Raw genomic sequence first — 18,983 nt, forward strand, 5'->3', positions numbered from 1 at the left:
CCGCAGTTTTGACGCATGGGCCTCATGCAATGGCTCGCGGCAATGCCGCCGGATTGTGACGATCAGGTTGCAGATGCCCGCGATAGCGCACTATCAGGCCTGCGCCAAATGGTGCCTTCAGCGCTACATCAAAATGAAATACTCCGTTCAGGGCGTACTCCCGGCTTTCACTTTTTGGCAAAAGGAAGCGCGGCAAAGGAATGCCGAGGCACCACCCCCGGCGAACCGGGAAGCGTAAACTGCGATCGTCCAAAGGCAGGTCCATCTCGAAGGTGAACGGCCAAAAGCGTTCCCGAATGCGGTATCGAGTGGCAGACGGTGTGCAATGGGAACGAAAAACGCGTCCGCCAAAGCTCCGCTCCCAGGTTTCGCCTTGCCTCGTGCGTGTTTTGACCACCGTGACAGGTGTCTCATCGGCGGCGGCCGGGAAGCCGAAGAACCAGGCTGCGAGCCGGGCAATCAGGGAGCCGCCGCGTGTTACCCGGGCTTTTCCCGAAAAGCTCTCGATGTCCTGAACGCTGTGCAGCGATTGAACTTCTGGCGGCAGATCTGCCCATCGGTCGGCAAGCACGGCTTCAAACAACGATGGAGACGGAACCTCATGCTTGACCGTTGAAACAGCGAGATCGGCCATGGCTTGCTCCATTTCTGCCCGCGGCGCTTCCGCCAGACAAGGGCGCGCACCTGGCCTGACCTGCTCAATGCGCCGAATAATGGCGCGAGCGGCCACTGCGGGAATGTAAGGCCCGTCTCCCGCTTCTGCGACGAGCCTCCATTCGCGCCGCATCACTTCGGTGCCCCTGCGACCGACAACAGCAACCCGCATACCGCCGCGGTCCGTTCCAAAGGGGAGAAAAAGATTTGCGAATTGTTGGAACAGCGCGGCCCGTCTCGGCGTGATATCGAACATCCACCGCTGTCTCAGCAGCGCGACGGCACGCATGCCGATGTTCATGATACCGAGCTCCATGCCTGCTCTGAACATCACCGATCTTGCGCCGAAGAAAGCGGGAAACAGCACTATATCCGGTACCTCGATGAATTGCCCGGACCGCTCAAGATCCGGAGCAAGACGCACGCGGCGGGAGTCGCTCCAGCACTGCTGGTCGCGCCAGACGCCGCCGCGCCAAACAGCTGACTTTGTTCCCAGTTGACCAACGATGCTTGATATTACGGACGCCCCGCGAGGCGCCCGGTTGCCAGGCAGGATAGCTGTATCGATGAGGAGGATTTCATCCAGGCCCTCGCAGAGATCCGCCGCAATGGAAGATGACAGTCCGGGTACGCTCGACCCTCCCGACAGCAGCCTGCGCTTGGCCGCGCGGGCTTGATCATCAAGCACTGCCAGGCCGGTTGTAAATGCCGCATCATCGGAAAGATCCAGATAGTCCGCACCATGCTCGATACAAAGGCGCGGTATGGCATAGGGATCGCGCCCGTAGCTCTGGAATGGTCCAGCGGCATCGACCACGATATCAGGCAATGACGCGAACATGGCGTCCGGTTCGGCACGGGCATCCAGAGCCATGGGTGTGCAACCCAGCCTCATTGAGAGTGCGCGTGCTTTGCTCAGACTGCGCCCGGCCACCACCACGTCATGGCCATCGCGCACGAGAAGTTCCGCCAGTCGGGAACCGAAGACGCCGTAGCCGCCGAGCACGATTGCCTTCATTCCAGAATTCTTGCCTGCAGCGCCGGATCGGGGATGGCGCACATGTCGGCGCGACCAAACAGGCGATACCGGTTGCGGGCGATCCGCCGATAGAGCCAATCCTGTGCGTATCGCGGAAGAAGTCGCAAGGGTTGCAGCAACAGGCCCACTCCGCCCACGCGACGGCCTGCGCGAATGAACGCTTCGAGCGATGAATAGGCCTGCCCATCAACAATATAGAGCCAGCTGTCCGGATCTTCGGCAGATAGTCCGTAGTGACGAAGAAGGCTCGCTCCGAGCATTGTCTGGGATCGGCAGATTCGAAACTCTCCGACCTTGTCGAATCGAGCGATCAGCCGGGCGCCAATTGAGCAGAGCGCGCACTCGCCGTCCATGACCGTCACAGGCCCGCGATCATCAAAATCTGGAACGGTGGGGTCCGCCCGGTAGGAATATGGTTCCTTTGAAACGAAGCTTTGCATGACAGCCTCTCAACCGTTTGTCGCTCGACGGTAGTCATCTCTTGTTGCAATTACTGTGTGGCATGTCGCCACTGCGCACTGCTCATGTAAGAAGTGCATGGCATCTGCAAACATCTGCCGTTGGGCTTCAGCCGCCCACCCCTCAGAACTTGTCCCTCAACGAAAACCACGTCAGCGCCAGGAACAACAGCGGCTTGCGGAAGCGGTCGCCGCCGGGGAAGGGGCCGACCTTGAGGCCGCGCATAACTTCCAGATCCTCGGATCCGCCGTTGATGAAATCGGCATAGAGCTTGCCGCAATAATTCGACAGCATCACGCCGTGGCCGGAAAAGCCGCCGATCGAGGTCACATTGGGCATGACTTCGCGCACGAAAGGACGCCGCGACAGCGTGATGCCCACCGAACCGCCCCAGGAATGGGTGATCTCGATATCATCGAGATCCGGATAGATCTCGGTGATCTGACGGCGGATGTGGCTCGATATGTCGTTGGGATTGTCCGAGGTATAGGCCTCGCGCCCGCCAAACAGCAGCCGTCCGTCGGCGCTCTTGCGGAAATAGCGCACCACGAAGCGCGAATCGTCGACCGATTCTCCGCCCGGGATCACCGGGCTGTTGTGACCGAGCGGCACGGTCGCGCCGATGAACGAGCGGATCGGCATCACATGCGCGGATGTCACCGGCTCGAGCCCGTCGATGAAGGCGTTGCAGGCAATCAGCGCCTTGCCGGCCACAATGTCGCCCGCGTCGGTCTTGACCGTCACCTTGCCGCCCGAACTCGAAATCGCCCGTGCCCGTGTGTTTTCATGCAGCCGCGCCCCGGCCTTTGATCCGGCGCGGGCCAGTCCGACGATATATTTGAGCGGATTGATGTGGCCCGTCCCCGCGTCGTGGGTGCCGCCGTGATAGCGCGTCGAGCCAAGGGCAGAGGCAAGTTGCTCGCGGTCGAGAAAGCGCAGGCCCTTATAGCCGTACTCCTCGGTCATGATCTTCACGTGGTCGCGGTAGTCGTTGACATAGCCCGGCTTGTGCGCCGCCGAGATCTGGCCCGGACGGAAATCGGCGTCGATGTCGTGCGTTGCCGAAAAGGTGAGCAGATGCGCCTTCGCCCGCTCGGCCACGGCAAACTGCGCCTTGGCGTTGTCGCGGCCAAAATCCGCCTCGCTTTCCTCCACCCAGGCGCGCTGGCCGGTGCCGAGCTGACCGCCATTGCGGCCCGAAGCGCCGTCGCCGAAGCGCGCGCCCTCGATCAGCACAACGTCCTTGCCGGCAGCTGCCAGATGATAGGCCGCCTGCAGGCCGGTAAAGCCGCCGCCGACGATCACCACGTCAGCGGTCGTCGGCCCGGGAAGGGCAGGGTAGGCAGGACGGTCACTGAGCGTCGCCTCATAGAAGGAGACGCCCGGTGCGATGGGGCTTTGGTAGGTCATTCAGGTCTCATTTCAAACGTTAAGCAGCAGGAATTCTCGTTCCCAGGGGCTGATCACCTGCATGAACGTCTCGAACTCGCCGCGCTTCACTCCGGCATAGGTGTTGATGAACTCCTGTCCGAACACTTCCGCAAAGGCGGGCTCGCTCTCGAGCAGCGACACGGCTTCGAGCAGCCCGCGCGGCAGGTCGACCGAGCCTTCGTTGACGGTCTTGTAGGCCGGGTCGCTTGGAACCAGCGCATTGACCATTCCGAGATAGCCGCAGGCAAGCGACGCCGCCAGTGCCAGATAGGAATTGGCGTCAGACGAGGGCAGGCGGTTTTCAACGCGCCGCGCCACCGGTTCTGAATGCGGTACCCGAAATGCGGTCGTCCGGTTGTCATAGCCCCAGGCATTGTTGACAGGACAGGCCATGTCGGGCGTCAGCCGCCGGTAGGAATTGACGTATGGCGCCATCATCACCAGTGCCTTGGGCACATAGTGCTGCATCCCGCCGATGAAGCTGAAAAATGCTTCGCTCGGTTCGCCATCCGGCTTTGAGAACACGTTCTTGCCGGTCTTGGCGTCGACCACCGACTGGTGGATGTGCATGGCGGAGCCGGCATATTGCTGCATCGGCTTGGCCATGAATGTGGCGTACATGCCGTGCTTGATCGCCGCCTCGCGGATTGTCCGCTTGAACAGGAACACCTGGTCGGCAAGCTCGATCGGGTCGCCGTGGCGCAGGTTGATTTCCAGCTGCGCCGGGCCTTCCTCATGGATCAGCGTGTCGATCTCCAGACCCTGCTTGTCGGAGAAATCGTAGATATCGTCGACAAGCTCGTCGAATTCGTTGACGCCGGCGATGGAGTAGGATTGCCCGCCGGTAATCGTCCGGCCCGAACGGCCCCGTGGCGGTTTCAGCGGATAATCCGGATCATCCGACTGCGCCACCAGATAGAATTCGATTTCCGGTGCCACCACCGGCTTCCAGCCCCGCGCGGTGTAGAGCTCGACCACCTGCTTGAGCACATTGCGCGGGGTGTAGCTGACCGGATCGCCCTTGGTTGTGACCATGTCGCAGATCACCTGCGCCGTCGGATCGGTTTCCCACGGCACCACCGACAGCGTCGACAGATCCGGCACCAGCTTTAGGTCGCCATCGAGCGGATCATAGCGGAAGTCTCCGGTTTCCTCCGGATATTCACCCGAGATTGTGTGCCGGAAAACCGCTGAAGGCAGCGACAGCGAGGTGTTGGAGGTGAATTTCGACGATGGCATCATCTTGCCGCGCGCCACTCCTGCGAAATCCGGTGTGATGCACTCGATGTCCTCGATGCCGCGGACTCTGAGCCATTCGGTGGCCTGGGTCCAGTTGGCGACGCCGCGTTTGGTGTCGAGAAACTTCGGGGCAGCTGGCTGCGCCGGTTTAGCTGAAGCCGGTTTGCCGGACTTGCGGGATGCCATAAATCACCTTGGTTTTGTCAATGATGCCGAGATCATAGAGGTTTTTTCGCGTCGCGCCAGCCACGAGCCGGCCACGAGCCCGCCATGAGCAAGCCCCGAGCAAGCATGCGGACACAACGCAGTCGTGCCTGTCTGGTGTCATCGCACCCCATCGGCTCAGAATGGAAATTGCCGCCGGTGAAGATGAAGGCGTCAAACTTGCACTCGAAGATATTCGATTTCGAAGATGTGCGTTCAGGTTGCTTTAACCCTGTTCTGCCAGCATGTGCTGAAGGGGAGAGACGACCGCCATTTTTCAAGTGCGGCGCTTGCGCATGATGCGGCCCTGCTTTTACGGGGCTCGCGCTCCCAATGTTGTTTCAGCAATTTCAGTAGGAACTGCCCATGACCATCGACAGGTTGCTCGCCCGGTTCTCAATCCAGACCAAGGTTGTTGTCTTTATTGTTCCGCTCGTCGCCGCAATGGCCGGGTTGGCTGCCATCAATCTGTACACCGGAAACCTGCTGGGCCAGCGCTTGACCGGCACCAGCGCCAGCATCGAGAGCCTGAGCGGCTTCAAGGAAGCCTATGCCGGCATGACCAATTTTCTCCATGACCAGAGCGAGGAAAAGCGTGTCGCGGTGATGAGCAGCCTCGATTCCCAGTTGAGCCGCATGGAAAAGGTTCTCGAACTGGCCGAGACCCAAGGCGAATCCGAAGCGATCACCAATTCCCGTGCCCTGGCCGAGGGCCTGCGCGGCGATGTCGACGCGCTGTGGAACCTGCACGGCGAGGTAACACTCATTCATGCCGCCTTTGATGATACGCTTGGCGAGATTGCCGACGTCCGCAACCGTCTCGAAGGCGTCGTCGCAACGGTTGGCGACGAACTGGCCGCGGCTGAAAGCGACACCAAGTCGATGCTTCGCGCTGCTGGCGAGCTTGGTGACGGCGCTGAGGCCATTGTCGCCATTTCAAGCGCCATTGTCGCTGCAGAAACACCCGAAGAGGCGTTTGACGTCGCCAAGAAATCGCGCCGGGATATCCAGAAACTGGGCCGTGGCCTGCCCAAGGTCATTCCGCAAGACAATGCCGAGCTCAGCCAGCGGGTCAGTGAGAGCACCGACGGTCTGCTCGCCACCATCAAGGCAGGCAGCATCGATGAAGCCGGCATGGCCGAGCTGCAGGGATATGCCAATGCGTTGCGCCCCTCCAGCCGGATGCTGCGCGGCCTTGCCTCGCAGGCCGCTCGCGAGGCCACCGCGAAGTTCAGTGAGCTCGACGCCGAGATCTTGCAGGGCCAGCAGATCATCAATGACAGCCGCGATTTCCTCTCCCATCTTGCGGCGCTGGAACTGTCCATCGTCCACTTCCTTGGCATGCCCAATGAAACCCGTGGCGAGGCTGTTGCTGCCAGGCTCAGCAATGTCGACCAGAGCATCCAGCTGATCGCCTTCTCCGATGGTGGCGAAACGGTGATGGAGGCGATCGGCGGCGGCTGGAGCGCCAAATCTGTCAGCATTCCGGCGCTGATGGCCGATCTGATCGCAAAGAAACAGGCCGAAACCGACATGTTCATGGATGCCTCCGAGCGCATCGACCAGGCCTGGAGCGGTGTCGTCGATTTCACCAACAGCCAGCAGCGCGGCTCTGAAGCGGTCAAGGATCGCGCATCAGGAATCACCCTGACTGCAGCCCTCGTTGGTGGCCTCTTCGGTCTCATCGCAGCCTTCATGCTGGTCTCGGCACTCAAGGGTCCGATCCGTCGTCTGGTCCGCGCCATGGGCGATGTGGCCTCGGGCGATCTCGATGTCGATGTCACCGACAGCGCCCGCGCCGACGAGATCGGCGAAATGGCCCGCGCGCTTGATGTCTTCAAGACCAATGCCATCGACAAGATCCGCATCGAGAGCGAGGGCGAAAAGCAGCGCGAAATGGCAACCCAGGCCCGCGCGCAGTCCGACACCGAGAAGGCCGAGGCCGACGCCCAGGTTCGCTTTGCCGTCCAGTCGCTGGGTGCCGCTCTGCGTGATCTGTCTGAGGGCAACCTTGTCTCCACCATCGACACGCCCTTCACCGGCGAACTCGACAGCCTGCGCATCGATTTCAACGAATCCGTTCAGACCATGCGCGATACCTTGAGCCAGATCCGCGACAATGCCGGCTCGATCAGCTCCAACAGCGACCAGATGAAATCCGCCGCCGACGATCTGGCCCGCCGCACCGAGCAGCAGGCAGCCTCGCTCGAACAGACTGCCGCAGCCGTTGATGAAATCTCGGCCACCGTCCGCACCGCCTCCGTCAGGGCATCCGACACCGACAAGCTGGCCGGCGAAACCGCATCCGACGCCCGCGCGTCCGGCGAAGTCGTTGCCCGCGCTGTCGATGCCATGAGCCGCATCGAGGATGCGTCAAGCAAGATCAACCAGATCATCGGCGTGATTGACGAGATCGCCTTCCAGACCAACCTTCTGGCGCTCAATGCCGGCGTCGAGGCAGCGCGTGCAGGCGAGGCCGGTCGCGGCTTTGCCGTGGTTGCCCAGGAAGTCCGCGAACTGGCCGGCCGCTCGGCCACCGCCGCCAAGGAGATCAAGGAACTGATCGCAGCGTCGGGCACCGAGGTCCGCTCCGGCGTCAGCCTCGTTGGCGAAACAGGTGAAGCCATCACCCGCATCATCGCCCGCATCGAGGAAATCTCCGGCCACGTCGGCGCCATGGCGACCGCAAGCCAGGAACAGTCTGCCGGCCTCGCCGAGGTCAACACCGCCGTCAACCAGATGGACCAGATGACCCAGCAGAACGCGGCCATGGTCGAGGAGACCAACGCCTCGAGCCACACGCTGGCCCAGGAAGCAGCCGAGCTCACAGCCCTGGTCGCCAAGTTCCGCCTCGACCTGGAAGCCGGCCACCACGCCACGCACAGCCGCGCGGCGTAAGGCACCAGTCCTCTCCGAGACCCCGGGCTCGACCCGGGGTCCAGCAGCGCCACGTCCGTGGCGCGAGTGACCCAGTTGAACCAAGAGGGAATGCCGCGCGTCCGAATGCCCCCAATCTCCCCCCTTGCGGGGGAGATGTCACCGCAGGTGACAGAGGGGGGTATCGATCCGAACTCGGTGTCTGCGGCTTCACCCCCCTCTGCCCTGTCGGGCATCTCCCCCGCAAGGGTGGAGATTAGAGGCCGCGATATCCCGCCCATCCGTAAACCTCCCGGACCCGCGTCAGCGCCCCGCCGGCAATGGCGTTGATCTTCGCCCTTTGCGATCCCGGCCAAGTTGCATAATGTGCACTTTGACAGGCGCATGCGACGTGCCGGGGAGACATTTTGGAAATCGAAAGCTTTATCGCCCGTTGGACCGCCCGCGAGGGCGGCGCGGAACGGGCCAATTACCAGATGTTCCTCTCGGAACTGTGCGATGTGCTGGGCGTGGACAGGCCCGAGCCCGCCGGTGCCGAACGCGCGCTCAATGATTATGTGTTCGAACGCGCGGTGCGGCGGCGGCCAAGCGATGACATCGTATCCTCACGGCGCATCGACCTTTACAAGAAGGGCTGCTTCATTCTGGAAGCCAAGCAGTCGCGGCTGCCTGGCGGCAGGAACGCGATCCCTGGCCAGAAATCCTTTTTCGAGGATGACGCCCACGATCTCGGCAAGCGCAACGTAAAGCGCGGCTGGGATGTGATGATGCAGAACGCCCGCAGGCAGGCGGAGAACTATGTCTTCCTGCTCGATGCCGATCATCCCGCACCGCCATTCGTCATCACCTGCGATGTCGGACACGCCTTCGAGATCTTTGCCGACTTCACCGGCACCGGCCGCGCCTATGGCCAGTTTCCGGACCGGAAGGGGTTCAGGATCTATCTCGAAGACCTGCGCAAGCCCGAGATCCGCACTCTGCTCACACAGATCTGGACCGATCCGCTCAGCCTCGATCCGGCGCGGGAATCAGCCCGGGTGACACGCGAAATCGCCACGCGTCTTGCCGCTGTCTCCAAGGCACTTGAGCTCAAGCACCCGCCCGAGGAAGTGGCGCATTTCCTCATGCGCTGCATCTTCACCATGTTCGCCGAGGATGTGAAGCTGCTGCCCGAGGCCTCGTTCACCGAACTGCTCAGCGATTGCATTGACTCCCCCGCAGCCTTCACCCCGCTGGTCGAGGAGTTGTGGGCCAAGATGGATGAGCCCAAGCGTGACAAGCGCTTCTTTTCCGCCTTCAAGGATTATCTCAGGCATTTCAACGGCAATCTGTTCAAGAATGCCCGCGCCTTCCCATTGGGCCGCGAGGAAATCGGCGAATTGCATCAGGCCGCCAAGGCCAAATGGACCGAGGTCGATCCGGCGATCTTCGGCACGCTGCTGGAGCAGGCGCTGGAGCCCGGCGAACGGCGCAAGCTCGGCGCGCATTATACGCCGCGCTCTTATGTCCAGCGGCTGGTCGAAGTCACCGTCATGGAGCCTTTGCGCTCCGATTGGGACAAGGCGCTGACCAAGGCCGAGGACGCCAAGGAGACCGGCAACGAGGCGCAAGCCATCAAGCTGGTGCGCGGCTTCCACCATCAGCTTTGCACCACGCGGGTGCTCGATCCGGCCTGCGGCACCGGCAATTTTCTGTATGTCAGCCTTGAGCTGATGAAAAAGCTCGAAGGCGAGGTGCTGGAAGTGCTGGCCCGGCTCGGCGTCTCTGAAAGCCTCGGCCTTGAGGGCGAGACCGTCGATCCGCACCAGTTCCTCGGACTTGAGCTCAATCCCCGCGCCGCAGCCATTGCCGAACTGGTGGTCTGGATCGGCTATCTGCAGCAATGGTACAAGGTCCGCGACGGCCACCCGGCCGAACCCATCCTGCGCGCCTTCCAAAACATCAATTTCGGCCACCGCGAGGGCTATGACGCGGTGCTGACCTGGGATGGTTACCCGCTTCCCACAGTTGTGGAGCGGGACGGCAATCGCATCGAGACTTTTCCCAATGCACGGCGGCCCGACTGGCCGGAGGCTGAGTTCATCGTTGGCAATCCGCCTTTCATTGGCGGCAAGGATCTGCGCTCGCGCATGGGCTCATCCTATGTCGAGACCCTGTGGGCAGAGCACAAGCATATGAATGAAAGCGCCGATTTCGTCATGTACTGGTGGGACCGCGCCGCAGAATTCCTGTCCCGCAAGAAGACGCCGCTCAGGCGCTTCGGCCTGGTCACCACCAATTCCATCAGTCAGAAGTTCCAGCGCCGGGTGATGGAAAAGCATCTCGACGCCAAGAAGCCGGTCAGCATCATCTACGCCGTCGCCGACCACCCCTGGACCAAGGCCACCCGCGACAGCGCCGCCGTACGCATCGCCATGACAGTCGGAGAGGCCGGTCGCAGCGACGGGCTGTTGCGCGACGTCGTTAGCGAAACCGGGCTTGATACTGACGAGCCGAGGATCGTGTTTGCCAATAGGCTCGGAAAGATCAATTCGGATTTGACTGTTGGAGTTGATCTGTCAAAGGCGAACGGTCTGTTGGCGAACAAGGGACTTGGTTCTCGTGGCGTCCAGCTCATGGGAAGTGGCTTCATTGTCACGCCAACCGAGGCGGCGCATCTCGGGCTTGGCAAGCGCCCCGGCCTCGAAAACCACATCAGGCTTTACCGCAATGGCCGCGACCTGACTGCCCGATCCCGCGACGTGATGGTCATTGACCTTTTCGGATTGTCAAAGGAGCAGGTGCGGCGGGATTTTCCGGAGGTCTATCAGCATCTGACCACGCGTGTTCGCTACGATCTCGATGAACATGGTCAACCGCGTACTGACAAGGATGGCCGCAAGCTTGGCCGCGAGTGGAACAATCGCGAAAGCTACAAGGAAAATTGGTGGGTATTTGGCGAACCAAGGAAGGATCTAAGACCCGCTCTTGATGGCTTGTCGCGCTACATTGTGACAGTAGAAACGAGCAAGCATCGTGTCTTTCAGTTCTTAGATATTGGTATGTTGCCTGATAATAAGCTCATTGCAATAGCAGCGGGTTTAGGCGAATATTTGTCAATCATATCATCACACGTTCATACACTTTGGGCCTCCGCGGCAGGTGGTTTGTTGGAAGATCGACCTGTTTATGTCAAATCATCCTGCTTCGACCCCTTCCCATTTCCCGATCCCTCCGCGGACCTGCGGCAAAAGCTGCGGGACGCCGGTGAGGAGCTCGACGCCACCCGCAAGCGAGTGCTGGCGGATCATCCCGACCTGACGCTCACCGGGCTCTACAATGTGCTCGAAAAATTGAAATCCGGCGCGGCGCTGACCGAGAAGGACGAGGACGTCAAGCATCGCGGCCTGGTGCTGATCCTCAACGAACTGCACGAGACGATCGACCGGCTGACGGCCGAGGCCTATGGCTGGCCCGTTGATCTCACCGAGGAGCAGATCCTCGAAAACCTGATGGCGCTCAACGCCGAACGGGCCAAAGAGGAGGCGCTGGGCCAGATCCGCTGGCTCCGCCCCGACTACCAGATCCCGCGCTTTGCCAAGGGAACATCAGCCAAAACCGGCACCCTCGATCTCGGCGACACTGTGGTGGAAATCGACACCGGCAAGCCCGCCTTCCCGAAAGACCGCTACGAGCAGCCGCTTGCCGTCGAAGCGCTGCTTTCAGCAAGCGCCACGCCCCTCGACGCCGCCACACTGTCCCGCGCCTTCAAGGGCGGCGGCAAGCGCATCGAACCGCGCATCGCCCAGGTGCTGGTTACCCTCGCCCGCTACGGCCGCGTCACAGCACTGGCTGACGGCAAATACGCGGCAAGGCGCGCGGCTTAGGGTTTTGATTTAAAAGTAAAATATTGAGTTTGACATGCGGGTTTGGCGTGCTCCAAATCTCCCCCCCTTGCGGGGGAGATGTCACCGTAGGTGACAGAGGGGGGTAAGGTCCTGCACATGCCGGTCCATCCGGCTGAATCAAACCACACCCCCCTCTGTCGGCGATGCCGACATCTCCCCCGCAAGGGGGGAGATTGGGCTCCCCGCAAAACGCCGTGCCGTGCACATCCACAAAATCCCCCAAACTTTTTCCACACCCTCCACCCCCATGCCATACTCCCCGCACTCCCGCTGCCGGATGGATCGCGAACGTATCGGACCAGGCGGGAGGAAGGCCTCTCGGGGTTTGCCGTGACGTGCGGTGAAGCGCGAGGGGAGGCGGAAGCCAGCGTGGCTCCGTCGGCGTTCCTGATCTTCGTGAGCGAGGATCGGGTTCAGTCGGCCACCGGTGATGCGTTCAGTCCCTTGGCCCTTGGGCGATGCGGGCAGAGAGCGCTGAAACGGGCCTGTGGCGGAGGTCGTTCCCCTTGCGGGGGCGGTGCTTCGTGCCGGAAACCACGCAAGACATGTCTCTGGCGCGGCCCTTGTCCAGGGTTGCGCTCGAGGCGGTGACTGCCTGTCGGATGCGGACATCATCCGGCGAGTTTCGGGTCCGTGCGCGGGTTGCGCCACCCAAACACCCAAACCATTCAGAGGCGACGCCCGCGCGCGGCCCTCCGGACCCCGGTTTCCTGTCACACCCCGGCGGCATTCCCGCGCGGGAAATCTTCCGCATGTCCTTTGCCCGATTGCGGCAGCTTGGCAACACCTGCGCCCCAAAACGCCTTGGCAAACCCTTATGCTTGCTTTGCAGGGTGGAAAAACAGGCGTAGAGGATTTCTCCCATACCCATTTTCTCGGGCCCATATCGGGAGCGCGTGTTGTGAACAGTTTTCCATTGATCAGGTAGCCATGGCGGAGGTCCCGGTCCGGACCTGATGCAGGCTTGTCTGCCGCATCCGGTCTGACGTCCGTTTCAGATTTCCGCCAAAGCTCCGACAGATTTTTTGACAGCCAGATTCGGCCATGAAGCCCGGCAGTCAAGCGAATGATCCGACCCGCCGGCACGCTCCGCGTCCGGCAGGCCGGGCACCATTGCTGCTGCTGTCAGTTTCTGTCAGCGAGATCCATTATTCAGCGTGACGACGCACTCCACGGCACCCTGCCGGCGCTCGTCTCTTGTCATTCATGAGGTATACCCAATGTCTCCGTTTTTCCGCTCGGCGATTGTGCTGGGCCTGTTGTGCGCCACCGGCCCGCTCGCCATCGACATGTATCTGCCGGCACTTCCGCGCATTGCCGAAAGTCTCAATGGCACCATGGCCGGCGCGCAGCTGACCATCACCGCCTATTTCATCGCCTATGGTCTGGCCCAGATGGTCTACGGCCCGGTGGCCGATATGGTCGGCCGCAAGCCGCCGCTGATGGCAGGCCTTGCGCTGTTTCTGGCAGGCTCCATCGGCTGTGCCCTGGCGCCCGACATGAACTGGCTGGTCGCAGCCCGCATCGTTCAGGCGCTCGGCGGGGCGGCTGCCATGGTCATTCCGCGCGCCATCATCCGCGACATGCACACCGGACCCCAGGCCACACGGCTGATGGCGCTGGTCATGCTGATCATCTCGGTCTCGCCGATGCTGGCTCCCCTGGCAGGCTCCGGCGTCATCGCCGTCTCCGGCTGGCGCGGGATCTTCGTCCTGCTCGCGGTCGCGGCCGGGCTCTCCATTCTGGTCACGCTCCTGCTGCAGCCTGAAACGCTGGCGCCACAAAACCGGGTTCCGGTTCGTGTCTCCGCACTTTTGAGCGGCACGGCAACGCTGCTGCGCGATCCGGTGTTCATGGGGCTGACCTTTGTCGGCGGCTTCGGCATGGCGAGCTTCTTCGTCTTCCTCGCCGGCGCCTCCTTTGTCTACACCGGCTATTACGGGCTCTCGCCCACCGGCTTCAGCCTTGCCTTTGCCGCCAATGCCGCAGGCTTTTTCTCGGCCTCGCAACTGGCAGCGGGGCTTGGCGAGAAGTTCGGCTCCACCCGCGTGGTCACCTGGGCGGTGTCGGGCTTCCTCGGCTTTACCCTGGCGCTGCTCGCACTTGTCTGGGCCGGCTTCGACCAGTTCGCCCTGCTGGTCGCCATGCTGATCGGCGCCAACGCCTGCCTCGGTCTGGTCATCCCTACCGCCATGGTCATGGCGCTCGATGATCACGGCGACATCGCCGGCCTCGCCTCCTCATTGGGCGGCATGCTGCAAATGCTGACCGGCGGCATTCTGGCCATGCTCGCGGGGCCGTATTTTGATGGCACGCCGCTGCCGATGGTCGCGGCAATCGCGCTTGCCGCGGTGCTGTCGTTTGCGGCAATGCGCATCACCGACTCAGCCCGCACTCGCCGCGGCCTGATGCCGGTCTAGCCAAACGAAAAACCCCGCTGCGAGGCAAGTCGCAGCGGGGTCAATCTGCCTGGAGGCATGTCCGGGATCCTCAGCCCGGATCAGCGGGCCCAAGCGAACGGATCCAACTTCACCGGCCCGGAATCACTTGCCTTGTGTCACGATCACCGGGATCAGCAGATCACCCCAGTTGCCCTCGCCGCCATGGTGGCGGGCGGAACGGACCAGCTCCACCGAGACGCCGGCGTCCACGGCTTTCATGACGGAGTGGTTGAGACGGTGCAGATCGTTTGCGAGCATGCGGATTGCTGCCTGCTGGTCTGCATCCATAGCCGAAGACTGCTCTTCTGCTCTTTCCTTGACGCGGGTCTGGGGTGCCATTTGCATTTCTCCTCTAGCGGGGTTTGTGATCGGGTCGTCTGATGGGGTCCCCACCCGCCCGGGTCGTGTTGGGCGGGTGAGGGGATTTTTTGCTTTATTCAGCGGCTGGCTTGAACTGGGCGTGCTCGGTCGATTCACCCATTGCGGTGGTCGAGGACTTGCCGCCGGTGATCGCCATCGATACGGCGTCGAAATAGCCGGTGCCGACTTCGCGCTGGTGCTTGGTCGCTGTGTAGCCGTTGACCTCGGACGCGAATTCCGCTTCCTGCAGCTCGGAATAGGCCGACATCTGCCGGTCCTTGTAGCCGCGGGCCAGTTCGAACATGCCGTGGTTGAGCTGGTGGAAACCAGCCAGCGTGATGAACTGGAACTTGTAGCCCATGGCGCCGAGTTCGCGCTGGAACTTGGCGATGGTCGCGTCGTCGAGGTGCTTTTTCCAGTTGAACGACGGCGAGCAGTTGTAGGCGAGCAGCTTGCCAGGATGATGCTTGTGCACACCTTCGGCAAACTTGCGGGCCTGCTCGAGATCGGGCTTGGAAGTCTCGCACCAGATCAGGTCGCAATGCGGCGCATAGGCAACCGCGCGGGCGATGCAGGGCTCGAGGCCGTTCTTGATGTTGTAGAAGCCCTCGATGGTGCGGCCAGCATCATAGTCGACAAACGGACGGTCGCGCTCGTCAATGTCCGACGTCAAGAGCTTCGCAGCTTCCGCATCTGTGCGGGCGATGACCAGCGTCGGCGTGCCCATCACGTCGGCGGCAAGCCGCGCAGCGTTGAGGTTGCGGATATGGGCTGCGGTCGGGATCAGAACCTTGCCGCCCAGATGGCCACACTTCTTTTCAGACGCCAGCTGGTCTTCATAGTGAACGCCGGCAACGCCTGCTTCAATGAAGGCCTTCATGATTTCGAATGCGTTGAGCGGGCCGCCGAAACCGGCTTCCGCGTCGGCAACGATCGGGGCGAACCAGGTGTCGACCGACAGGCCGTTGCCTTCTGCAGTCTCGATCTGGTCGGCGCGCTGCAGCGTACGGTTGATGCGTTTGGCAAGCTCGGGTGCAGCGTTTGCAGGATAGAGCGACTGGTCGGGATACATCGACGAGGCGGTGTTGGAGTCGGCAGCAACCTGCCAACCCGAAAGGTAGATCGCCTTCAGCCCTGCGCGAACCTGCTGCATGGCCTGGTTGCCGGTCATCGCGCCCAGCGAATTGACGAAGTCTTCCTCGTGGATCAGCTTCCACAGCCGGTTGGCGCCCATTTCTGCGAGGCTGTGCTTGATGTTGACCGAGCCGCGCAGCTTCTGAACGTCTGCAGGGCTGTAAGGACGCTCAACGCCGTCATAGCGGCCTTCAGGAGCGGTGGGAACGAGGTTGTAAAAATCAGTCATGATGTGTCTCCGGTCTGCAATTGTCAGGTTCGGGCAAACCAGCTTGGGAGCTCTTCGTTCGCCTTCGATGTGACAGGATTTACATTGCGCCGCACATGAAGCCGAGAAAATTCCGCAATTACAGTCGATAATTGAGGTCATGCTGTCTTGTCTTTTACAAATTCCTTCTGTAAATTTGTCACAATTGTAAAAGATGAAAACTCTCAGACTTCAGTAAAAGTCTGTAAAAACCTGTAAAGACGGGCGCCATGGCTGAACAGAAGATATTTGCCGGTCCGCGGATCCGCCGCATCCGCAATGCCAAGGGCCTGACCCAGACCGCAATGGCGGAGGCGCTGGCTATTTCGCCGTCCTATCTCAACCTGATCGAACGCAACCAGCGCCCACTGACGGTCCAGCTGATCCTCAAGCTCTCCGGCGTGTACAAGGTCGATGTCGAGGAACTCCAAGGCGAGGGCGGCGGCACCACGCTGGCAAGCCTCAAGGAAGTCTTCGCCGATCCGCTGCTGACCGGTGAGCTGCCCGGCGACCAGGAAGTGGTCGAGATCGCCGAAGCCGCGCCCAATGCCAGCGCCGCTATCATCAAGCTGCATCGCGCCTACCGCGAGCAGGCCGAGCGCCTGTCCGATCTGTCGGCCATGCTGGCCCGTGATGGGCACAGCCCGGCACTGTCGGGCGCAAGGCTGCCGATGGATGAAGTGCGCGAGGTTCTTGAAACACGGCCCAACGATCATCCTGCACTGGAAGAGGAGGCGGAAGCCTTTCACCACCTGCTCAAGCCCGGCGATGATCTGATGGGTGCGCTCAAGGCCTGGCTCAGGACCGAGCACGGCGTCGTCGTCCGCTCATTGCCGGTCGCCACCATGCCAAATTGGCGCCGCCGCTATGACCGGCACTCGCAGCGCCTGTTCCTCTCCGAGCGGCTGTCACCATTTGATCAGCTGCGCGAAGTCGCCATGGAGGCGTCGCTGATCCGTATGAATGTCGCCATTGCCGCCGGCATCAACGAGCTGCAGCTGTCAAGCGACGAGGCCCGCCGCATCGCCCGGTTCGAGCTGGCGAGGTATGCGGCGCATGCGTTGATGATGCCGTATGAGGCATTCCATTCGGCGGCCCAGCGCGCTCGTTATGATATCGACGTGCTGAAGTCGCGCTTTGCCGTGTCGTTCGAGCAAGCCGCCAACCGGCTCACCACCCTGTGCCGTCCTACCTTGCAGGGTGTGCCATTCTTCATGCTGGAAGTCGATGTGTCGGGCCACCGCTTCCGCCGCGCCGGCGCGCAAGGATTTCCCCAGCAGCGCTTCGGCGGCAATTGCCCGAAATTGTCGATCCATGCTGCGTTCTCGCAACCCTCCCAGGTTCTGGTCGAGGCGGTGGAATTGCCCGGCGGCGCCGAGTTTCTGACCATCTCGCGCACGCTGGAGGGGCCGCAGGGGGCCTTCTCCGAACGGCCGCGCCGCACCGCCATTCTTCTGGGCTGCGATATCGGCTTCCGCGATGAAATTGTCTATGGCGGCGCATTGGCCATGACAGGTGGCAAGTCATCGCAGCCGGTTGCCATTGCCGTGGGACCGTCCTGCAGATTGTGCGAGCGCGCCGGCTGTCTCGCCCGTGTCGAACCACCGATCACCCGCCCGTTGGGGCTTGATGAGATGGTCACCGGCCTGTCTGCCTTCGATTTTCAGTAGGGCTTCCGGAGTCATGATGATGCCGCTGATTGCGGTGCAGCATAAAAGCACTTGATCGCTCAATCCCCTCTTGTGGCTCGGGCAATTCCTTCATAGGGTTGGAGGTCTGCGTGCCTCCGGCATTACCGGCAAAGCCTTAGAACCACCGCAGACGGGCGCAGGGCGCAAGACCTTTGGCCTGATTTGGCGGTGGGAACGAAAAAACGAGAGGAACAGGAATGACCCTGAAAACCCGTCTATTCTCTGCGGCCGTCATGCTCGCTGCATCGACTGTTTTCGCATCCGCACAAGAACGCGTCGTCAACGTTTACAACTGGTCCGACTATATTGATGAGTCCATCCTTGAGGACTTCACCAAGGAGACCGGCATCAAGGTTGTCTACGACGTGTTTGATTCCAACGAAGTGCTGGAAACCAAACTGCTCGCCGGCTCCACTGGCTACGACATCGTTGTGCCAACCGGTACCTTCCTTGCCCGGCAGATCATGGCTGGCGTGTTCCAGAAGCTCGACAAGTCCAAGCTCCCGAACCTCGCCAACATGGATCCGGCGATCAGTTCGCGTCTGGAAAAATACGACCCCGGCAACGAGCACGCCATCAACTACATGTGGGGCACAACCGGGATCGGCATCAACGCCGAAAAGGTCAAGGAACGCCTCGGCGACACGCCGCTCAATTCCTGGGACATCGTTTTCAAGCCAGAGAATCTTGCCAAGCTCGCCGATTGCGGCGTCTACATGCTCGATACCTCCGAGGAGATCATTCCTGCAGCGCTCAACTATCTGGGCCTCGACCCGGACTCCAACAAGCCTGACGACATCGCCAAGGCAGAAGAGCTGCTGCTCAGCGTCCGTCCGAGCGTGAAGAAGTTCCATTCGTCGGAATACATCAATGCGCTCGCCAATGGCGACATCTGCCTGGCCGTCGGCTGGTCCGGTGATATTCTGCAGGCCCGCGACCGCGCGGCTGAGGCCGATCAGGGCAATACCATCGAGTACATCATCCCCAAGGAAGGTGCATTGATGTGGTTCGACAACATGGCGATCCCGGGTGATGCCCAGCATGTCGAAGAGGCGCATGAGTTCCTCAACTACATCATGAAGCCGGAAGTCATGGCCAAGGCATCCAACTATGTCTACTACGCCAACGGCAATCTGGCTTCCAAGCCGTTCCTCAATGAAGACGTGATCGGCGACCCCGCCATTTACCCGGACGAGGAAACCATCGGGCGGCTTTATTCGACAACGCCCAAGGATCAGCGCACCCAGCGCCTCATGACCCGGACCTGGACCAAGGTCGTCACTGGTCAGTGAGACAAACCTTCACCCCCGGTCCTGCAAA

11 protein-coding genes are annotated in these 18,983 nt (G+C 61.4%); 5 read left to right on the forward strand and 6 right to left on the reverse strand.

What is annotated here, in order from left to right; translation table 11 throughout:
- Positions 1-22: 22 nt before the first annotated feature.
- The 4 genes from WNZ14_RS07620 to WNZ14_RS07635 all read right to left on the reverse strand — a co-directional run bounded on the left by WNZ14_RS07620 (position 23) and on the right by WNZ14_RS07635 (position 5,008).
- Positions 23-1,672: a DUF4166 domain-containing protein gene (locus WNZ14_RS07620; RefSeq protein WP_342867973.1), complete on the reverse strand. Its 1,650-nt coding sequence runs from the start codon at positions 1,670-1,672 to the stop codon at positions 23-25.
- Positions 1,669-2,133 carry a DUF393 domain-containing protein gene (locus WNZ14_RS07625; protein ID WP_342867974.1) on the reverse strand — a complete coding sequence of 155 codons (465 nt, stop codon included), beginning with the start codon at positions 2,131-2,133 and terminating at the stop codon, positions 1,669-1,671. Before WNZ14_RS07625 ends, WNZ14_RS07620 begins: the two co-directional genes overlap by 4 nt.
- 142 nt (positions 2,134-2,275) lie before the next feature.
- On the reverse strand, positions 2,276-3,562 hold the full coding sequence (locus tag WNZ14_RS07630; protein WP_342867975.1) for an FAD-binding oxidoreductase: 1,287 nt from the start codon (positions 3,560-3,562) through the stop codon (positions 2,276-2,278).
- A gap of 12 nt (positions 3,563-3,574) precedes the next feature.
- On the reverse strand, positions 3,575-5,008 hold the full coding sequence (locus WNZ14_RS07635; protein WP_342867976.1) for a glutamine synthetase family protein: 1,434 nt from the start codon (positions 5,006-5,008) through the stop codon (positions 3,575-3,577).
- 384 nt (positions 5,009-5,392) lie between these two features.
- On the opposite strand from WNZ14_RS07635, the gene WNZ14_RS07640 reads away from it, so the two are divergent.
- From WNZ14_RS07640 to WNZ14_RS07650, 3 genes are all read left to right on the forward strand, one after another.
- Positions 5,393-7,924, forward strand: coding sequence for a methyl-accepting chemotaxis protein (locus WNZ14_RS07640; protein ID WP_342867977.1), 2,532 nt, complete (start codon positions 5,393-5,395; stop codon positions 7,922-7,924).
- A gap of 386 nt (positions 7,925-8,310) precedes the next feature.
- Positions 8,311-11,769 carry a DNA methyltransferase gene (locus WNZ14_RS07645; RefSeq protein ID WP_342867978.1) on the forward strand — a complete coding sequence of 1,153 codons (3,459 nt, stop codon included), beginning with the start codon at positions 8,311-8,313 and terminating at the stop codon, positions 11,767-11,769.
- 1,241 nt (positions 11,770-13,010) lie between these two features.
- Positions 13,011-14,210, forward strand: a complete 1,200-nt coding sequence (locus WNZ14_RS07650) for a multidrug effflux MFS transporter (protein ID WP_342867979.1) — start codon at positions 13,011-13,013, stop codon at positions 14,208-14,210.
- Positions 14,211-14,333: 123 nt separating this feature from the next.
- On the opposite strand, the gene WNZ14_RS07655 is transcribed toward WNZ14_RS07650, so the two are convergent.
- The gene (locus WNZ14_RS07655; RefSeq protein WP_342867980.1) at positions 14,334-14,570 is read right to left on the reverse strand and encodes a hypothetical protein; all 237 of its coding nucleotides are present in this window, start codon (positions 14,568-14,570) and stop codon (positions 14,334-14,336) included.
- A gap of 94 nt (positions 14,571-14,664) precedes the next feature.
- A complete protein-coding gene (gene aceA / locus WNZ14_RS07660; RefSeq protein WP_342867981.1) occupies positions 14,665-15,954 on the reverse strand; it encodes an isocitrate lyase in 1,290 nt (429 codons plus the stop codon).
- A 248-nt stretch (positions 15,955-16,202) separates the two neighbouring features.
- On the opposite strand from aceA, the gene WNZ14_RS07665 reads away from it, so the two are divergent.
- Together WNZ14_RS07665 and WNZ14_RS07670 are read left to right on the forward strand one after the other, a co-directional pair.
- Positions 16,203-17,642, forward strand: coding sequence for a short-chain fatty acyl-CoA regulator family protein (locus WNZ14_RS07665; protein WP_342867982.1), 1,440 nt, complete (start codon positions 16,203-16,205; stop codon positions 17,640-17,642).
- Positions 17,643-17,896: 254 nt separating this feature from the next.
- Positions 17,897-18,955: a polyamine ABC transporter substrate-binding protein gene (locus WNZ14_RS07670; protein ID WP_342868536.1), complete on the forward strand. Its 1,059-nt coding sequence runs from the start codon at positions 17,897-17,899 to the stop codon at positions 18,953-18,955.
- Positions 18,956-18,983 lie beyond the last annotated feature (28 nt).

Source organism: Hoeflea sp. AS60 (assembly GCF_038900115.1).
In the GTDB taxonomy this organism is placed as follows: domain Bacteria; phylum Pseudomonadota; class Alphaproteobacteria; order Rhizobiales; family Rhizobiaceae; genus Hoeflea.

Excerpts from the sequence above, each read along its gene's own strand:
- WNZ14_RS07620 (WP_342867973.1), bottom strand. The coding sequence starts at position 1,672 with ATGAAGGCAATCGTGCTCGGCGGCTACGGCGTCTTCGGTTCCCGACTG.
- WNZ14_RS07625 (WP_342867974.1), bottom strand. The coding sequence starts at position 2,133 with ATGCAAAGCTTCGTTTCAAAGGAACCATATTCCTACCGGGCGGACCCC.
- WNZ14_RS07630 (WP_342867975.1), bottom strand. The coding sequence starts at position 3,562 with ATGACCTACCAAAGCCCCATCGCACCGGGCGTCTCCTTCTATGAGGCG.
- WNZ14_RS07635 (WP_342867976.1), bottom strand. The coding sequence starts at position 5,008 with ATGGCATCCCGCAAGTCCGGCAAACCGGCTTCAGCTAAACCGGCGCAG.
- WNZ14_RS07640 (WP_342867977.1), top strand. The coding sequence starts at position 5,393 with ATGACCATCGACAGGTTGCTCGCCCGGTTCTCAATCCAGACCAAGGTT.
- WNZ14_RS07650 (WP_342867979.1), top strand. The coding sequence starts at position 13,011 with ATGTCTCCGTTTTTCCGCTCGGCGATTGTGCTGGGCCTGTTGTGCGCC.
- WNZ14_RS07655 (WP_342867980.1), bottom strand. The coding sequence starts at position 14,570 with ATGGCACCCCAGACCCGCGTCAAGGAAAGAGCAGAAGAGCAGTCTTCG.
- aceA (WP_342867981.1), bottom strand. The coding sequence starts at position 15,954 with ATGACTGATTTTTACAACCTCGTTCCCACCGCTCCTGAAGGCCGCTAT.
- WNZ14_RS07665 (WP_342867982.1), top strand. The coding sequence starts at position 16,203 with ATGGCTGAACAGAAGATATTTGCCGGTCCGCGGATCCGCCGCATCCGC.
- WNZ14_RS07670 (WP_342868536.1), top strand. The coding sequence starts at position 17,897 with ATGCTCGCTGCATCGACTGTTTTCGCATCCGCACAAGAACGCGTCGTC.